The sequence below is a fragment of the Pseudomonadota bacterium genome, assembly GCA_038533575.1.
Taxonomy (GTDB): domain Bacteria; phylum Pseudomonadota; class Alphaproteobacteria; order Rhodobacterales; family Rhodobacteraceae; genus Shimia_B.
In genome coordinates, this window is record JBCAYL010000001.1 from 1,547,981 (window position 1) to 1,563,878 (window position 15,898).

The 15,898-nt window shown below is 69.0% G+C and carries 16 protein-coding genes and 1 tRNA gene; 7 read left to right on the forward strand and 10 right to left on the reverse strand.

Going from position 1 to position 15,898, the window contains the following annotated elements; translation table 11 throughout:
- Nucleotides 1-69 precede the first annotated feature (69 nt).
- Complete coding sequence (locus AAFM92_07890) at nt 70-927, forward strand: helix-turn-helix transcriptional regulator (GenBank protein ID MEL7300289.1); 858 nt, start codon at nt 70-72, stop codon at nt 925-927.
- On the opposite strand, the gene AAFM92_07895 is transcribed toward AAFM92_07890, so the two are convergent.
- The 6 genes from AAFM92_07895 to AAFM92_07920 all read right to left on the reverse strand — a co-directional run bounded on the left by AAFM92_07895 (nt 924) and on the right by AAFM92_07920 (nt 6,124).
- A complete protein-coding gene (locus tag AAFM92_07895; GenBank protein ID MEL7300290.1) occupies nt 924-1,670 on the reverse strand; it encodes an SDR family oxidoreductase in 747 nt (248 codons plus the stop codon). The genes AAFM92_07890 and AAFM92_07895 overlap by 4 nt on opposite strands.
- Nucleotides 1,667-3,118 carry a carnitine 3-dehydrogenase gene (locus AAFM92_07900; protein MEL7300291.1) on the reverse strand — a complete coding sequence of 484 codons (1,452 nt, stop codon included), beginning with the start codon at nt 3,116-3,118 and terminating at the stop codon, nt 1,667-1,669. The genes AAFM92_07895 and AAFM92_07900 overlap by 4 nt, the downstream gene beginning before the upstream one ends.
- A gap of 147 nt (nt 3,119-3,265) precedes the next feature.
- Entirely contained in the window at nt 3,266-3,391 is a 126-nt protein-coding gene (locus AAFM92_07905) for a hypothetical protein (protein MEL7300292.1), read from the reverse strand.
- Between the two features lie 34 nt (nt 3,392-3,425).
- Complete coding sequence (locus AAFM92_07910; protein MEL7300293.1) at nt 3,426-4,337, reverse strand: 3-keto-5-aminohexanoate cleavage protein; 912 nt, start codon at nt 4,335-4,337, stop codon at nt 3,426-3,428.
- Nucleotides 4,338-4,383: 46 nt separating this feature from the next.
- Nucleotides 4,384-5,070, reverse strand: a complete 687-nt coding sequence (locus AAFM92_07915) for a hypothetical protein (GenBank protein MEL7300294.1) — start codon at nt 5,068-5,070, stop codon at nt 4,384-4,386.
- 7 nt (nt 5,071-5,077) lie between these two features.
- Nucleotides 5,078-6,124: an aldo/keto reductase gene (locus AAFM92_07920; protein MEL7300295.1), complete on the reverse strand. Its 1,047-nt coding sequence runs from the start codon at nt 6,122-6,124 to the stop codon at nt 5,078-5,080.
- Nucleotides 6,125-6,258: 134 nt separating this feature from the next.
- On the opposite strand from AAFM92_07920, the gene AAFM92_07925 reads away from it, so the two are divergent.
- The 5 genes from AAFM92_07925 (at nt 6,259) to AAFM92_07945 (ending at nt 11,467) form a co-directional block, all read left to right on the forward strand.
- Entirely contained in the window at nt 6,259-6,873 is a 615-nt protein-coding gene (locus AAFM92_07925) for a hypothetical protein (GenBank protein ID MEL7300296.1), read from the forward strand.
- 56 nt (nt 6,874-6,929) lie between these two features.
- Entirely contained in the window at nt 6,930-7,511 is a 582-nt protein-coding gene (locus AAFM92_07930; GenBank protein ID MEL7300297.1) for a YceI family protein, read from the forward strand.
- A gap of 55 nt (nt 7,512-7,566) precedes the next feature.
- Nucleotides 7,567-8,796 (forward strand): MFS transporter, encoded by a 1,230-nt coding sequence (locus tag AAFM92_07935; protein MEL7300298.1) that lies wholly within the window; start codon nt 7,567-7,569, stop codon nt 8,794-8,796.
- Between the two features lie 38 nt (nt 8,797-8,834).
- Entirely contained in the window at nt 8,835-10,535 is a 1,701-nt protein-coding gene (metG, locus tag AAFM92_07940; GenBank protein MEL7300299.1) for a methionine--tRNA ligase, read from the forward strand.
- Nucleotides 10,536-10,657: 122 nt separating this feature from the next.
- A complete protein-coding gene (locus tag AAFM92_07945; GenBank protein MEL7300300.1) occupies nt 10,658-11,467 on the forward strand; it encodes a lytic murein transglycosylase in 810 nt (269 codons plus the stop codon).
- A 69-nt stretch (nt 11,468-11,536) separates the two neighbouring features.
- Here the strand turns inward: AAFM92_07945 and AAFM92_07950 are convergent, their stop codons facing one another.
- From AAFM92_07950 to AAFM92_07965, 4 genes are all read right to left on the reverse strand, one after another.
- Nucleotides 11,537-12,706, reverse strand: coding sequence for a CaiB/BaiF CoA-transferase family protein (locus AAFM92_07950; protein ID MEL7300301.1), 1,170 nt, complete (start codon nt 12,704-12,706; stop codon nt 11,537-11,539).
- A 231-nt stretch (nt 12,707-12,937) separates the two neighbouring features.
- Nucleotides 12,938-14,122 carry a response regulator gene (locus AAFM92_07955; GenBank protein MEL7300302.1) on the reverse strand — a complete coding sequence of 395 codons (1,185 nt, stop codon included), beginning with the start codon at nt 14,120-14,122 and terminating at the stop codon, nt 12,938-12,940.
- A gap of 258 nt (nt 14,123-14,380) precedes the next feature.
- Nucleotides 14,381-14,464, reverse strand: a tRNA-Leu gene (locus AAFM92_07960).
- A 12-nt stretch (nt 14,465-14,476) separates the two neighbouring features.
- Nucleotides 14,477-15,019, reverse strand: a complete 543-nt coding sequence (locus tag AAFM92_07965) for a tetratricopeptide repeat protein (GenBank protein ID MEL7300303.1) — start codon at nt 15,017-15,019, stop codon at nt 14,477-14,479.
- Between the two features lie 80 nt (nt 15,020-15,099).
- Here AAFM92_07965 and AAFM92_07970 point away from each other — a divergent pair, with 80 nt between their 5' ends.
- A complete protein-coding gene (locus AAFM92_07970) occupies nt 15,100-15,891 on the forward strand; it encodes a rhomboid family intramembrane serine protease (GenBank protein MEL7300304.1) in 792 nt (263 codons plus the stop codon).
- Nucleotides 15,892-15,898: the final 7 nt, after the last annotated feature.

Consider the following 15,898-nt stretch of genomic DNA (forward strand, 5'->3'; position numbering starts at 1 on the left):
CGCTTTCGAAGGCTGTGGGCCATCCGGCGAATAGTTCACATCGGTCGACAATCGTGATAATTATCACCAATGCAGAGAATTACCGACAAACGGGACCGCGCCACCCTGCTCCGCGAGCGCCTCCATCAGGTCCTCGCCACCACGGGCACCTCCCAAAGCGCCCTGGCCCGCGCCACCGGGGTCGACCGCTCGACCATCAGCCAGCTTCTCAGGGACGCAGGGCCGCGCCTGCCCAACGCACAGCTCGTCGCCGAATGCGCCGCCGCGCTCGGCGTGAGCGCGGACTGGCTCCTCGGCCTCTCGGACCGGCCCGAGCAGGCCTCCGACCTCGTCGCCGCCGCCATGACCGTCACGGAGGCGCCGCGCGCCCTCGTCGACGAACAGATCTTCGCCTGGCACCAGGAGGCGCAGGGCTACAAGATCCGCCACGTGCCTGCGGGCCTGCCCGACATGCTCAAGACGACGGAGATGCTGCGCTGGGAATACGAGCCGTCCCTCGGGCGTACCACCGACCAGGCCATCGGCGCGAGCCAGGACAAGCTCGACTGGATGCAGGCCTCCCGGTCCGATTACGAGATCGCCGTCCCCGTCCACGATCTGCGCGCCATGGCCCAGGCGGAAGGCTATTATCAGCACCTCCCCGCCACGATCCGCGCGGCCCAGCTCGAGCGACTCGAGGCGCTCCACGAGGAGCTCTACCCCCGCCTGCGCCTGCATCTCTTCGACGCGCGCAGGCTCTTCTCCGCGCCGGTGACGATCTTCGGCTCGCTCCTCGCGGTCATTTATCTGGGCTCGAACTACCTCGCCTTCCGCGACAGTGACCGGGTGGAGACCATCACCCGCCATTTCGACCGCCTCGTGCGCGCCGCCGAGATCGGGGACCGCGAATTCCCCGCCTACATCGCGCTCCTGCGGCGCGGGCTCTAGACCTTTGGGTCCGGGGTCTCCGTATGCCCGTCCACCGCGATGACCTGCCCCGACACCATCCGCGCCGCGTCAGAGGCGAGGAAGACCGCCATCTCGGCGATGTCCTCTGCCGTCACGAGGCGCCTGAGCGAGACGCCCGAGGCATAGCCCGCATAGACCTCGTCCCGCGTCATGCCCTTGGCCTTGGCCTCGCGCTCCAACACGCCCTCCATGCGCGGCCCTTCCACAGCGCCCGGGCAGATGGCGTTGGCACGGATCCCGTGCGGGCCCAGCTCCATGGCCACCGTCTTCATGAGCCCGATCACGGCCCATTTGGCCGCCGCGTAGGGCGCGCGATAGGGATAGCCGTAGAGCCCCGCCGTGGAACTCGTGAAGATTATAGCCCCCTGCCCTCGCGCCTTCATGGCGGGGGCCGCGTGCTTGGCAGCGAGGAACGCGCCCTCGAGGTTCACCGACACGCAGCGCCGCCAGTCCTCGAGCGCCACGTCTTCCAGCGCCGCCGTGGGCCCGGCGATACCCGCATTGGCACAGAGCGTGTCGAGCGGCCCGGTCTCGGCGAGGAGGCCCGCCATGGCCCTCTCGTCGGCGGCATCCACCGCGCGTGCCTGCCAGTCCGGCGGGCACGCAGCGAGCGCCGCCGCATCCACATCGGTCACCCAGACCTCGTAATCCGCCGCCGCGAAGCGTTCGGCCATGGCCCGCCCGATGCCCGAGGCCCCCGCCGTGATCAGCACCCGCTTCACTTCGCGCCCACCGCGCGGCCTGCCCCGTCTGGCCTGCCGAGCCGCGCATGGGCCTCCGCGTAGGCGCCGAGCCGTGCGGCCACCGCCTCGGACGGGGGCGAGGCGCGCCGCGTCTCGAGGCTCACGTGGATCAGCATGTGCTCCCCCGTGGCGAGCAGTCGTTCGCCCGCGCGCATCTCGTGCCAGAGATGCATCTTCTTGCCCGCCCCCTCGAGGACCTGCGTCGTGATGGTGATCACCGCCCCGGCATGGACCTCGTCGAGATGCCGGATATGGGTTTCGGCCGTGAAGTAGCTGCCGCCCGAGGCGATGTAGGCCGCGTCGCAGCCGATCATCTCCATGAACCGGTCCGTGGCGTCGCCGAAGGCCTGCAAGTAGCGGGCTTCGTTCATGTGCCCGTTGTAGTCGGTCCAGTCGAGCGGCACGGCCCGGCGCACTGTCTCCACCGCCGCCGCCTCTGTCCCGTCGCTCGGCTCCACGGGCGCGAAGCTTGCTTCGTGCCCGGAGATCAGCGCGCCCGCGCCCCAGCCCTGCGCCTTCAGCGCCCGCATCATGGCCACGAGATTGCCGTCCCGGATCCGCTCGAGGTCGCGGATCGAGCGGCCGCCGGACTGCGCGTCAGACTGCGCCGCGATCGTCTCGATGAGATCGTCGGTCAGCTCCGGGACATCCATGAGCTTCGTCCAGGGCCACTCCAAGGCCGGCCCGAATTGCGCGATGAAGTGCTTCATCCCCGCCTCGCCGCCCGCGATACGGTAGGTCTCGAAGAGGCCCATCTGCGCCCAGCGCAGGCCAAAGCCGTAGCGGATGGCGTCGTCGATCTCCTCGGTCGTCGCGACCCCGTCCTTCACGAGCCAGAGGGCCTCGCGCCACACGGCCTCGAGGAAGCGGTCCGCGATATGGGCGTCGATCTCCTGCCGCACCCGGAGAGGATACATGCCGATCGCGCGCAGCGTCTCCGCGGCCCGCTCGATCAGCGCCGCGTCGTTCGCCGCGCTCGGCACGAGCTCCACCAGCGGCAGGAGGTAGACCGGGTTGAACGGATGGGCGACGACGATCTGTCCTGGCCGGAGCGCGCCCACCTGCAGCTCGGAGGGTTTGAAGCCCGAGGTGGAGGATCCGATCACCGCCTCCGGCGGACAGACCTCTTGCAGGGCCGTGTAGACGTGATGCTTGAGCTCGAGCCGCTCGGGCACGCTTTCCTGCACCCAGTCGGCGCCAGCCACCGCCGCGGCGAGATCGGTCTCCATCGAGAGCCGCCCTTCGCGCGGTAGCGCCCGGTCGTAGAGCCCGGGCAGGGCGCGCCGCGCATTCTGCAGCACGTCTCCGAGCTTCCGCTCGGCCTCCGGGTCCGGGTCGAACACCGACACGTCCCATCCATTCAAGAGAAATCGCGCGGCCCAGCCGCCGCCGATCACGCCCCCGCCAACAATCGCAGCTCTAGGCATGGTGCCCCCTCCCCGCGTCCTGAGACCTCTCGGTCCGGCATCCGGTCGCTCGGGCACACTTGCGCCCCGGTTTCTTTGTGCCCGGTTTCTTTGTGCCTGTACCTCGGGGGGAGGCGAAGCCGGGGGGCAGAGCCCCCCAGCCCGTCTTTAGGCCAGCACGGCCTCTTCGGTCTCGACCCAGGTCAGGCCCTGCAGACCGCCATGCTCCGCGATCTCCGAGCAAGCCGCGAGCGCAAAGGCCGTCACGGCGAGCAAAATGAGTGTCTTCGTCATGATATAGCTCCTGCATTCCTCAATACCGCTACATCTATTCGCCCGGGGCGCGCTTTGTCAGCCCCAATTTCGCTCTCACGGTTACCGGATCGCTAATGCTGGCTCCCATGCGCTCGATGATCTCCCGCGCGCGCGTCACGAGCTGCGCGTTCGTCGCCAGCACCCCGCGGTCGAGCATGAGGTTGTCTTCAAGCCCCACCCGCACGTTGCCGCCCGCGAGGACCGAGGCCGCAACATAGGGCATCTGGTGCCGGCCGAGGGCAAAGGCCGAGAACGTCCAGTCCTCGGGGACGTTGTTGACCATGGCCAGGAAGGTGTTGAGGTCATCGGGCGCGCCCCAGGGCACGCCCATGCAGAGCTGGACGAGCGCGGGCGCCTCGAGCACGCCTTCCTTCACCAGCTGCTTGGCATACCACAGGTGCCCGGTGTCGAAGGCCTCGATCTCGGGCTTCACGCCGAGCTCGGTCATCATCCGGCCCATGGCCTGCAGCATGCCGGGCGTGTTGGTCATGACGTAGTCGGCCTCGGCGAAGTTCATCGTCCCGCAATCGAGGGTGCAGATCTCGGGCAGGCATTCGGCGATGTGGGCCACGCGCTCCTCTGCGCCGATCATGTCGGTGCCCGCGGCCACGGGAAGCGGCGCGTCGGTGCCGCCGAAAACGATGTCGCCGCCCATCCCCGCCGTGAGATTGAGCACGACATCCACGTCGGCGTCGCGCACGCGGTCGGTCAGCTCGCGGTAGAGCTTGAGGTCCCGCGCGGGGGCGCCGGTCTCCGGGTCGCGCACGTGGCAATGGACGATCGCCGCCCCGGCCTCCGCCGCCGCGATCGCGCTTTCGGCGATCTCCTTGGGCGACCGCGGCACATGGGGCGAGCGGTCCTGCGTGCTCCCCGACCCCGTCACCGCGCAGGTGATAAACACCTCCCTGTTCATCTCCATTGGCATCTCGGCCCTCCCTCTTCAGTCTTCCTGCGCCTCTCGCCGGTCTTCCTCACGGGTCCACGCCCCACAGCCGCGCGATGAGGTCATGCGTCTCGGGATCGAGCGCGCGCAGGGCGGCGCGGTCAAACGGCGCGTGGTCGTTGCGACCGAAGAACGCCTCGCTCATCTCGGCGAAGAACTCTCTCGGGTTCTCGAGGGCATAGGCGCGGGCCCGGCTCCCGAAGGTCCGCGCTACATCGTCGTAGAGCCCGGACGCCTCCGCCCGCGCGTGGGCGGCGATCAGCTCCGGCGCGTCGCGGCCATGGACGGCGTATTGGTAGGCGTGCGCCAGCTCGTGAAAAAGCGCCCAAGGCGCGGCCTCTGCCCGCTCCGCCAGGCGCTGCGTGATCTCGATGCCCCCTGCCTTTTCGGGATTGAAGCCATTGCGCGAGAGCCACCCGGCCGAGACATGGTAGACCGAGCGCCCGCTGCTGCCCGGCGGCGCCCATTCGAGCCAGATCACCGTGTCCTTCAGGGTCGCGGCAGCCTCCGACGGCACCGCGCGCTCGACCGCGTCGAGCCGGTCGGCGAGGAATGCGAGCATCCCGCGATAGACCTCCGGGCGCTCCGCGATCTCGGGCGCGACCCGGAGCATCCAGCCGTTGCGCCCGCGCTCTTCATAGGCCTCCGTCGGCGTGAAGGCGGCCGCGGGGCACGCCCAGGCCAGTCCGACGAGGAGCAGAAGAACGCGCCGCATCGCGGGCTCAGTACGGCATGGGATGCGCGCGGTGGGTCTTGTCGATCCCCTCCATGAGCTCGGGGCTGATCCCAGTCTCGACGCCCGCGAGGATCCGCTCGAGCTGATCGTGGGAGGTGGCGCCGAAAATGGCGGAGACGAGGAAGGGCCGCGAGACAGACCATTCCATCGCCATGTGGACGGGATCGACGCCGTGGGCGGCGGCGAGCGCGGTATAGGCCTCCGCAGCCGCGAGGCCCCGCTCCGTCCAGCGCCCCCCGAGGGAGCCATTGATATCCGCGCGGCTGCCCTTGGGCTTCACCCCGCCCGCATACTTTCCGGTGAGAAAGCCCGTCGCGAGCGGTGAAAAGCTGAAAAGACCCACGTCCTCGGCCACCGACATCTCCGCCATGTCCGTGTCATAGAGCCGGTGCATGAGCGAATACTCGTTCTGCACAGAAGCCACGCGCGGCATCCCGTGATCCTCGCTCAGGCGCAGCCACTGCGACGTGCCCCAGGCGCTCTCGTTCGAGAGGCCGAAGGCGCGGATCGTGCCGCGCTCCACCTCTTTCTGCAGCGCCTCGAGGCAGTCGAGCATGTCCGCGCGCACCTCCTCGGCCCGGATGCCGGTCGGGTCGTAGGTCCAGTTCTTGCGAAACTGGTAGGAGCCGCGATTGGGCCAGTGGAACTGGTAGAGGTCGATGTAATCGGTCTGGAGGCGCTTGAGGTTCCCCTCGAGCGTCTCGCGGATCGTCTTGGAGCTGATGGGCGCGCCATCCCGCACGTAGGACATGCCCTCGCCCGAGTGCTTCGTGGCGAGGATGTAGTCGCCCCGGCGGGATTTGTTCGCCGCGTTCCAGTTGCCGATATAGGTCTCGGTGAGGCCCACCGTCTCGGCGCGGATCGGGTTCACGGGGTACATCTCGGCGGTGTCGACGAAGTTGATGCCAGCGGCGAGCGAGGTGTCCATCTGCCGATGGGCATCGGCCTCGTCGGTCTGTGTGCCCCAGGTCATCGTGCCGAGACAGTAGGCGCTGACGGTCATCCCCGTCCGCCCGAGCGGGTTCATCTTCATGGCTGTCTCCTTTGGCGCGACATTACGCCCGGGAGGCGGCGTGGCAAGCACTTGACGCGGGGCATCCGAAAAATAGAACATAGAGAGAACAAACCGCCCGTCATCCCGCTCCCTGCCCTGCTCCCCTGTCTGCCATGTCTGCCACCGCCGCGCATCTTCTGACCCGTGAACGGCCCCGCTCCGACAGCGCCCGGGGGCGCACGCCGCCCTTTCTGGGGGAGCTGGCGCTGGAAACGGCGCGGGTCCATGAGCTCTGCGGGTCCGCGCGGCGCACGCTCGCGCTCATGATCGCGGCGGCCATGGAGGGGCCGGTCTTCTGGGTCGCGCCCGCCTGGCATGCAGACCGGCTCAATCCCGATGGCATCTCGGATTTCATCAATCCGGGGCGGCTCACCTTCGTGGAACCGTCGCGCGCGCCGGATCTGCTGTGGTGCTGCGAGGAAGTGCTCCGCACCGGCGCGGTGCCGCTCCTCGTGGGCGATCTGCCCGGCCCGCCGGCGCTCACACCGATCCGGCGCTTGCATCTCGCGGCGGAAACGGGGGCCGCCCGCGGGCACGCACCGCTCGGGCTCCTGCTCACGCCCGGCGAGGGCGGCGCGGCGGGGGTGGAGACGCGCTGGCACATGGCCCCCACGGCGGAGGCCGCCGCGCCCTGGCACCTCACCCGCCTGCGGGCCCGCGCGGCACCGCCCCGGCACTGGTCGGTGAGCCCGGCACGCGCGCTCACACCGCTCTCGCCCCAGGGGTAGCGCCCGATCACGCAAAAGCGACCGCACGTCGCGCGCGAACGATCTACCTCCCTGCCATGCACAGGCTCCCGGCTCTCCTCCTCGCCCTCCTCCTCATAGCGCCGCTCACGGCGCCGGCGGCCCTCGCCCAGGCGGTCAGCTACGCGCTCGATCGCGAGACCTCCCTCGTGGGCTTCGCGTTCGACCTGACGGGCGGGTCCGAAATCAAGGGCAACATGCCCGTCGCGGCCGCCGAGATCGCCCTCGACGTGGACACGCTCGAGCAGAGCCGCGCCGTCGTCACGCTCGACACCCGCCGCGCCATCACCGAACAGGCCTTCGCCACCGACGCCATGCTCGGCCCCAACGTGCTCGCGGCGGAGGACTTCCCCACAATCCGGTTCGAAGCCACGCGCATCACGGGCAACGTCAACGCAGCCCGCGTGGAGGGCCGCGTCACCATCAAGGGCATCACGCGGCCCATCACGCTCGACGCGCAGGTCTTTCGCCAGCGCGGCACCGAGGCGGGCGACCTCTCGCGCCTCTCGGTCTTCATGACCGGCCGCGTGGACCGGCGGGACTTCGGCGCCGATGGCTTCCCGCAATTCGTGGGCCCCGAAATCCGCATCGAGATCCTCACCCGCCTCACGCGCAGCTAGCCGCTTCCGGGCGGAAAGGTTTGCAGCCGCGGGATCGCGGGCGCATGAACGTCCCATGGGCCTCTTCGTCTCTTTCGCCGCGCTGTTCCTGTCGGTCGTCCTGCTCCAGCTTTCCTCGGGGGGCGTGGGCACGCTCGACGCGCTCACGGGGCTCTCGCTCGGCTTCACCCCGGGCCAGATCGGCCTCCTCGGCTCGGCGCATTTCGTAGGCTTCTTCATCGGCTGCTGGTGGGCGCCGCGCCTGATGGGCGCGGTGGGCTACAGCCGCAGCTTCGCTGTCTTTACCGCGCTCGGGGCCCTCGGCCTCCTCGGCCACGTCCTCACTGACACACCCCAGACATGGGCGCTGCTGCGCATCGCCTCCGGCCTCTGCGTCGCGGGCTGCTACACCGTCATCGAAGCCTGGCTCAACGCCAAGGTGACCAACGCGACGCGCGGCCGCTCCACCGGCGCGTACCGCCTCGTCGATCTCGGCGGGCAGCTCGGCGCCCAGCTCATGATCGGCGCGCTCGTGAGCGTCGAGGTCTACATCGCCTACACGATCCTGACGATCTTCTGCTGCGCCTCGATCCTGCCCCTGGCCATGACCCGCGCGAGCCCACCCACGGCGGATACGGCCCCCAGCCTGAAGCCGCTCCTCGCGATCAGCCGCTCTCCCCTGGCGGTGGGCGGCGTCATCGTGGGCGGCCTCACCTCGGCGGCCTACCGCATGGTGGGCCCGATCTACGCGGCAGAGATCGGCCTCACCGCCGACGAGGTCGGCCTGTTTCTCGCCGCGCTCATCGTGGGCGGCGCCGTGGCCCAGTTCCCCGCGGGCTGGCTCGCCGACCGTTACGACCGGCGCCGCGTCCTCATCGGCTTCTCGCTCGCCTCCGTGGCGGGCTGCGCGATCTCGGCCTCGGTCTCGGGCGCGGAGGCTGCCATCGCCGCCTCCTTCCTCTTCGGGGTGCTCATCACGCCGATCTACTCGATCTCGTCGGCCCACGCCCACGACTTCGCGGCGAGCTCCGAGCGCGCGGAGCTCTCCGCCGCGCTCCTCTTCTACTATGCGGTGGGCGCCATCGTGGCGCCTATCACCGTCGCGCGGCTCATCGATGCCTACGGGCCCGCCTCGTTCTTCTACTTCATCGCCGCGGGCCATATCGCGCTCGTGATCTACTCGCTCTTTCGCATGCTCAAGCGCCCCGCGCAGACCCGGACGAGCTACGTCTACGCGCCGCGCACGTCCTTCCTCGTGGGCAAGCTTCTGGGCCGGGACCGGGATGGGGGTGGCAGCGCCGAATAAAGCGCCATATCAGGGCGCGACGACGCACCGGAGCATCCATGGCACGCATTCTGATCACCTCCGCGATCCCCTACATCAACGGGATCAAGCACCTCGGCAACCTCGTGGGCTCGCAGCTCCCCGCCGATCTCTTCGCGCGCTACAAGCGCGCCCGCGGTCACGAGGTCATGTTTCTGTGCGCCACCGATGAGCACGGCACCCCCGCCGAGCTCGCCGCCGCCAAGGCCGGCAAGCCCGTGGCCGAGTTCTGCGCCGAGATGCATGCCGTCCAGGCCGATATCGGGAAGCGCTTCGGGCTGAGCTTCGATCATTTCGGGCGCTCGTCGTCGGATGAAAACAAGGCGCTCACGCAGCACTTCGCCGGCGTCCTCGCCGAGCGGGGCCTCATCCGCGAGGTGGAGGAGGAGCAGATCTATTCCAACGCCGACGGCCGCTACCTGCCCGACCGCTACATTGAAGGCACCTGCCCCAATTGCGGCTACGACAAGGCCCGCGGCGACCAGTGCGAGAACTGCACGAAGCAGCTCGACCCCACCGACCTCATCGACCCGCGCTCGGCCATCTCGGGCTCGACAGACCTCGAGGTGCGCAAGACCAAGCACCTCTACCTGCGCCAGTCGGCCATGCGCGAAGAGCTCTCCGACTGGATCGCCTCGAAGACCGACTGGCCGGTGCTGACGACCTCCATCGCCAAGAAATGGCTCAATGACGGCGACGGCCTCCAGGATCGCGGCATCACGCGGGATCTCGACTGGGGCGTGCCCGTCAAGAAGGGCGCCGAGGACTGGCCCGGCATGGAGGGCAAGGTCTTCTACGTCTGGTTCGATGCCCCGATCGAATACATCGCCGCCGCGCAGGAACGCGACCCGGGCGACTGGGAGCGGTGGTGGCGCACCGACAAGGGCGCCGGCGACGTCACCTACTACCAGTTCATGGGCAAGGATAACGTGCCCTTCCACACACTCTCTTTCCCGGCCACCATCCTCGGCTCGGGCGAGCCGTGGAAGCTCGTCGATTACATCAAGTCGTTCAATTACCTGAACTATGACGGCGGTCAGTTCTCCACGTCTCAGGGCCGCGGCGTCTTCCAGGACCAGGCGCTCGAGATACTGCCCGCGGATTACTGGCGCTGGTGGCTCCTCTCCAACGCGCCGGAGACCTCGGACAGCGAATTCACCTGGGAACGCTTCCAGGAGGGCGTGAACAAGGACCTCGCCGATGTGCTCGGCAATTTCGTGAGCCGCGTGACGAAGTTCTGCCGCTCCAAGTTCTCCGAGGCGATCCCCGAGGGCGGCGCATACGGGCCGCGCGAGGAGCAGCTCACCCAAGACCTCACCAAGCGCATCCGCGCCTACGAGGCGGCCATGGATGCCATCGAGGTGAGGAAGGCCGCCGCCGAGCTGCGCGGCGCTTGGGTGCTGGGCAACGAGTACCTGCAGGAGGTGGCGCCGTGGTCCACCTTCAAGGAAGACCCCGACCAAGCCGCCGCCCAGATCCGCCTCGCGCTCAATCTCATCCGCGTCTACGCGGTGCTCTCGGCCCCCTTCATCCCCAATGCCGCGGCCTCCATGCTCTCGGGCATGAACACGCTCGATATGTCCTGGCCCGACGACGTGGCGGAGGCTCTCCAAGCCCTTCCGGCGGGCCACGCCTTCACCGTGCCCGACGTGCTCTTCGCCAAGATCACCGACGACCAGCGCACGGAATGGGCGGAGCGCTTCTCCGGCACGCGCGACTGAGCGGCTCACAATCGCGCGAGACGCCCCCGGCACCCCCGGGAACACCACGATTTTTTGCAAAAAATCGTGGTGGCCGCCGAGGCATCCTGCCTAGGGTGGCGGGATCGTTTTGGAGATTGCCCATGCGCCTCGTTCTCGCCGCCATCCTCGGCCTCGCACCGCTCTGCGCCGCCGCGGCCACCTGCATCACCGACAAGGGCAGCTTCGGCGCCTACAAGGCCCGCTTCGCCGAGGAGGCGCGGGCCGCGGGGATCGGGGCGCGCGGGCTCGAGGCCCTGCAAGGGGCGCGGATGTCCGATATCACCTGGCGCTTCGAGAGCCGCCCCTCGACGCAGACCGGCACGCTCCAGGGGGACCCGGCCGAATTCCTCGCCAAGCGGTCCGGCGCCACGGCGCAGACCTTTGTGAACCTCGTCGAGCAGCGCATCGCGCGAAACCCGAATACGTTCGCCGCCATTGAACGGGCCTATGGCGTCCCCGCCTCGATCCTCGCCACGATCTGGGGGCTCGAGACCTCTTGGGGCGGGTATACCGGGTCCTCCCCCATCGTGGGCGCGTCGGTGACGCTGGCCTCCTATTGCCGCCGTCACCCGCGCTTCGAACCGCACGCCCTGGCGGCGCTGCGCCTCGTGGACCGCGGCGTGCTCTCGGGCGCGTCGCGGGGTGGCCCCTCGGGGGAGCTCGGGCACATGCAGTTTCTCGCCGGCAATTGGGAGCGCTACGCCGTCGATGCCAACGGCGACGGGACCGCGGACCCCATGAACGCCCCGGACGCGCTGGCCACGGCGGCCCGCATGCTGGCCTCCAACGGGTGGCAGCCGGGCGCGCCCTACACGCCCGGAAGCGCCAATTTCGAGGTGTTGAGCGTGTGGAACGACAGCGGCAACTACCAGCGCGCCATCGCCTATTCCGCGAGCCTCGTCGACGGGTAGGCCCCCACGTCCCGGCCCCCGCGCCGGGACCTCTGCCGCGGCCCATTCGGTCCCCGACGCAGGGAAAGCTCAAATCTCGCCGCGCGCCCGCATGCCCGCGATATCGCCCGGCGCGTATCCCAACTCCGCGAGGATCGCGCCCGTCTGTGCCCCGAGCGCGGGCACGGGCGCGATCTCCTCGGCGCCCTGGAATGGCGCGGCCAGCGCAGGTAGCGGCCCGACCTCGCTCTCTCCGGTGCCCCAGCGCCCGCGCGCGGCGAGTTGGGGATGGGCCCAGAGATCGGCCATGTCTCGGAGCTTGGCATAGCCGATCTTCGCCCGCTCAAGACGCGCCTCGAGCTCGGACCCGGTGAGGCGGCCGAGAATGCCCTCGATCTCGGGCAGCACCGTCTCCCGCCGCGCGCTCCGCTCGGTGATGGAGGCGAGCGCCGGATCTTCGGCCATGTCCGGGCGCTCCAGCACGACGCGCGCGAAGCTCTCCCATTCCCGCGCGTTCTGCACGCCGAGAAGGATCACCTCGCCGTCGGAGGCGGCAAACGGCCCGTAGGGCAGGATGTAGGCGTGGGAGGCCGCCGTCCGCGGCGGCGGGGCCGCGCCGTCCATGGCGTAGTAGAGCGGGTGGCCCGTCCATTCCGCCAGAGCCTCGAGCATTGAGATATCGAGATGCGCCCCCTGCCCGGTCCGGCCCCGTTGTATGAGGGCCGCGAGGATCCCCGAATAGGCGTACATGCCCGCCGCGATATCGGCGATGGCGATGCCCGCCTTGGAGGGGTGCTCCTGCGTCCCCGTCAGCGACAGAAACCCGGCCTCCGCCTCGATGAGGAGGTCGTAGGCCTTCCGCTGCGCATAGGGTCCGTCCTGGCCGTAGCCCGAGATCTCCGCGAAGATCAGGCCCGGATGCGCCTCCCGCAGCGCGGGCCAGGAGAGCCCGAGCCGCGCCGCGGCCCCCGGCGCAAGGTTCTGAACGACGACATCGGCCCGCGCCACCAGCTCCGAGAGCACCTCCGGCGCGGCCTTGACGTCGAGCGTCAGGCTTTCCTTGCCCCGGTTCACCCACACGAAATGCGAGCTCATCCCCCGCGCACGCTCGTCATAGCCGCGCGCGAAATCGCCGACGCCCGGTCGCTCCACCTTGATGACCCGCGCGCCGAGATCCGCGAGCTGGCGCGTGCAGAACGGCGCGGCGATGGCGTGTTCGAGGGAGACGACGGTGATCCCTTCGAGCGCTCCGGACAGCATCAGGCCCCGCATCCGCGGGGCCGGGCCCGCGGCCAAGGCACCGCGCCCGCCTCCCATCCGCCTCTCCTGGCCGTCTCATGTGAAGGCACGCATCTGCTCCCCGCTATCCCCTGCGCCGCCAGTCATAATCCATGTCGCTCGACAGAGATACGGGCACGCAAAAAGAGCGCACGCGCGCTCACCGGGGACCTAATAGAGAAGGCGGCCCGCAAGACGCGGGCCAGGGGCGCGTCAGCTCGCGCGCTGCTCGACCGATTCCGACAGCTTGTCGAAGCAGCGGTTCGCCACCGACTCCACATTGCCGCCGAGGGGGCCGTGATCGGCAAGGGCGGCCGCGCGGATCGAAGGCACGATGCGCCGCGGGAAGATCCGGGGGCCGGACTGGACGCGGTGCCGGAAGAACGGGGCAACCCAATCGGGCTCCTCGCCGCCGGTTTTCTCACCGCGGAAATGGCTGCGCAGGAGCGCGAGGGATTCCTCCGGGTTCGCCCCCGCGCCCGTCAGGCGGCACCATTCCGTCGTTTGCGCCAGCGAGAGGAGCACGTCGCTCCCCGTGGCCAGCCGCTTCACCGGCACGTGCTTAAACTCGAGGCCGAGCTCGACGCGCGTATCGGCCAGCTCGGTATAGCTGACCGAGGTCACCCGGGAGATCACCAGGTCCTTCACGCTTTCGGATTTGAGCCCGCGCCCCTTGAAGAGGATCACCTGGAAAAGGCCGTTGCCCACATAGGCCACGCGCCCCTTCCAGGGCATGAGCGCGCGCGTCAGGTTGGCCCCCGCCTTTTCGAGGAAGCTGCGGAATTGAGCATTCGTCAGGCGCGGGTAGAGATCGGCGGCCCCGGCCATGCGCAGCACGAAAGCCCGGGCGTTGCGCAGGTTCGAGCGCGGCTCGAGAAGCTCGCGCGACAGCTCCACCATGCTCATCATGCCCGGCGCGCTGTCGAGCGCGATGGGATCGCTGAGCCGGAAATCATTGCCCTTGATGGGCGCGGGCGCGACCTTTGCGGCCTCCGCCGCCTGCCCGCCTTGCGTCTTGAGCGCGCTGCTGAGGATGGATGCCGCGCGCATGCGCGCGCCGAGCTCGAGCCCGTCGAAGGGCTTGTTCACGTAGTCGGTCGCGCCCGATGCCATGGCGTCATGGAGCTTTTCCTTGGCGGCGACGGCCGTCACCATGATGATCGGGAGATGTTCGTATTCCGGCATCTCGCGGATCTCGGCGCAGAGCTCGATCCCGTCGGTCTCCGGCATTTCCACGTCGAGGAGGATGCAGTCGAAAGGCGTGTCGGCGGCGGAGATCTTCTCGCGCGCCGCGCGCGCGGACAGGACGGTCTCCACGCGATCATAGCCGCCCGCGGTCAGCGTGGCACGAATGATATCGAGCGCGGTTTGATCGTCATCGACTGCCAGAATCTTCATGTCTGTGCACTCCGTCAGCAAGGTACGCCGCGTTGCAGTACGCGAGCGTCCACAACTGTTTTCTTGGTTAGCGTGTGCACCGAGGAAGCAGCGAAATTATGTCGTAGCTGTGTTTCCTTTAGACCAAGTTTCGGTCAGTTTTTGGCCCCGGGCCGCATTCCCGGCCTGAATTTGCCCCGGGCGACAGGCTCCAGCCACGATATCAGGGCGCCAGCCGGCGGCGCGCAGTGCATGGCGCGTGTCACGATCGGTGGGAAGTGGTGCCCGCGGCGAGACTCGAACTCGCACGGCTTACGCCTAGGGATTTTAAGTCCCCTGTGTCTACCATTCCACCACGCAGGCCCGGCCCGAGCGTTATAACTCCTGCCCCAGTGGCTCAAGGGGCTCGGTGAGGAGCGCCCGCTCCGAGAGCCAGGGATTGAGCCGGAGCGCGCGGCGCAGCGGCGCTTGCGCCTCCTCCGTGCGCCCGAGACCGATCAACGTGAGCGCCATGCCCGTGAGCACGCCCGTGTGGCGGGGCGAACGCGCCTCGGCGGCCTCGAGCATGGTGAGCGCCTCGGCGAACTGGAATTGCAGGTAATGGACGAAGCCGCGCTGATTATAGCCCTCGGCATAGTGCGGGCAGTAGGCGATGAGCGCGTCGAGCCGCTCGGCCGCGGAGCCGTAATCACCGAAGCGGAGCGCCTGCATCCCGGCATCGAGCAGCGCCTGCGCCTCGGCGTCGGGCGCGGCGGTCCAGAGCTGCCAGAGCTCGGCGTTGAGCGGCCCCACCCCGCCGCCCGTGGGCAGCGCCTGGATGCGCGCATAGAGGTCGCCTTCGGCGCGCGCGATATCGGGATTGGCGGGACACTCGGCAAAGGCGGGGCCCGCGAGGAGGGCAAGGGCAATCCATCTCATGGTGAAAAGGATGTGCGGCGCAGCGCACCCGTCAAGCCCCCGGCCTTGACGCGGGCGCCGCGCGCCCCTTCCTATCCCCCATGTTCCCAATCCGAGACCACAACCCCTCCGAGCGCATCCCCTACATCACCTACGGGCTTCTGATCGCAAATCTGGCGATCTTCCTGAGCTACCTGCCGCTCTTCGGCGACGAGGCGCGCCTCTTTTTCTTCTTCCGGGAATACGGCCTCGTGCCCCGCGCCTTCCTCGCGGGCGAGGGGCTCGGGCCGCTTTTCACGTCGATGTTCCTCCACGGCGGCTGGATGCACATCGCGGGCAACATGCTCTTTCTCTGGATCTTCGGCGACAACATGGAAAAGGCGTTCGGCCATCTGGGCTTCCTGCTCTTCTACCTCGCCTCGGGCGTGGCCGCGGGCCTCGCGCAGGTGGCGGTGGACCCGGCGAGCCTCGTGCCCGTGGTGGGGGCCTCGGGCGCGATCGCGGGCGTGATGGGGGGCTATCTCCTCCTCTATCCCCGGGCGCGCGTGGATATCCTGCTCTTTCTCATCGTCTACATCCGCATCTTCCCGGTGCCGGCCTGGCTCATGCTCGGGCTCTGGTTCGGCTTCCAGCTCGTGGCGGGCGTGGCCGATGAGGGCGGCGCAGGCGTGGCCTACTGGGCCCATGCGGGCGGCTTCGTGGCAGGCTTCCTCCTCGCCATCCCCGCCTTCCTGAGGATGGGCGGCAGCCGCCACTGGAAGCGCACGGAGGGCCACCCGCCCCATCCCGACGCCACCTATCGCTTCGCGCAGCCGGGCGTGCCCAAGGTGCCCCGGGCCAAAAGGCCCCCGCGCGCGAGCGGCAGGCGCCCGAGCCCGTGGCATCGCCGCTGATCCAGGC

Bases quoted from the DNA above. Each gene is read 5' to 3' on its own strand.
- AAFM92_07965 (MEL7300303.1), bottom strand. From the start codon at position 15,019: ATGAGATGGATTGCCCTTGCCCTCCTCGCGGGCCCCGCCTTTGCCGAG.
- AAFM92_07945 (MEL7300300.1), top strand. From the start codon at position 10,658: ATGCGCCTCGTTCTCGCCGCCATCCTCGGCCTCGCACCGCTCTGCGCC.
- AAFM92_07910 (MEL7300293.1), bottom strand. From the start codon at position 4,337: ATGCCAATGGAGATGAACAGGGAGGTGTTTATCACCTGCGCGGTGACG.
- AAFM92_07970 (MEL7300304.1), top strand. From the start codon at position 15,100: ATGTTCCCAATCCGAGACCACAACCCCTCCGAGCGCATCCCCTACATC.
- metG (MEL7300299.1), top strand. From the start codon at position 8,835: ATGGCACGCATTCTGATCACCTCCGCGATCCCCTACATCAACGGGATC.
- AAFM92_07935 (MEL7300298.1), top strand. From the start codon at position 7,567: ATGGGCCTCTTCGTCTCTTTCGCCGCGCTGTTCCTGTCGGTCGTCCTG.
- AAFM92_07890 (MEL7300289.1), top strand. From the start codon at position 70: ATGCAGAGAATTACCGACAAACGGGACCGCGCCACCCTGCTCCGCGAG.
- AAFM92_07955 (MEL7300302.1), bottom strand. From the start codon at position 14,122: ATGAAGATTCTGGCAGTCGATGACGATCAAACCGCGCTCGATATCATT.
- AAFM92_07900 (MEL7300291.1), bottom strand. From the start codon at position 3,118: ATGCCTAGAGCTGCGATTGTTGGCGGGGGCGTGATCGGCGGCGGCTGG.
- AAFM92_07905 (MEL7300292.1), bottom strand. From the start codon at position 3,391: ATGACGAAGACACTCATTTTGCTCGCCGTGACGGCCTTTGCGCTCGCG.
- AAFM92_07925 (MEL7300296.1), top strand. From the start codon at position 6,259: ATGTCTGCCACCGCCGCGCATCTTCTGACCCGTGAACGGCCCCGCTCC.
- AAFM92_07930 (MEL7300297.1), top strand. From the start codon at position 6,930: ATGCACAGGCTCCCGGCTCTCCTCCTCGCCCTCCTCCTCATAGCGCCG.
- AAFM92_07950 (MEL7300301.1), bottom strand. From the start codon at position 12,706: ATGCTGTCCGGAGCGCTCGAAGGGATCACCGTCGTCTCCCTCGAACAC.
- AAFM92_07915 (MEL7300294.1), bottom strand. From the start codon at position 5,070: ATGCGGCGCGTTCTTCTGCTCCTCGTCGGACTGGCCTGGGCGTGCCCC.
- AAFM92_07920 (MEL7300295.1), bottom strand. From the start codon at position 6,124: ATGAAGATGAACCCGCTCGGGCGGACGGGGATGACCGTCAGCGCCTAC.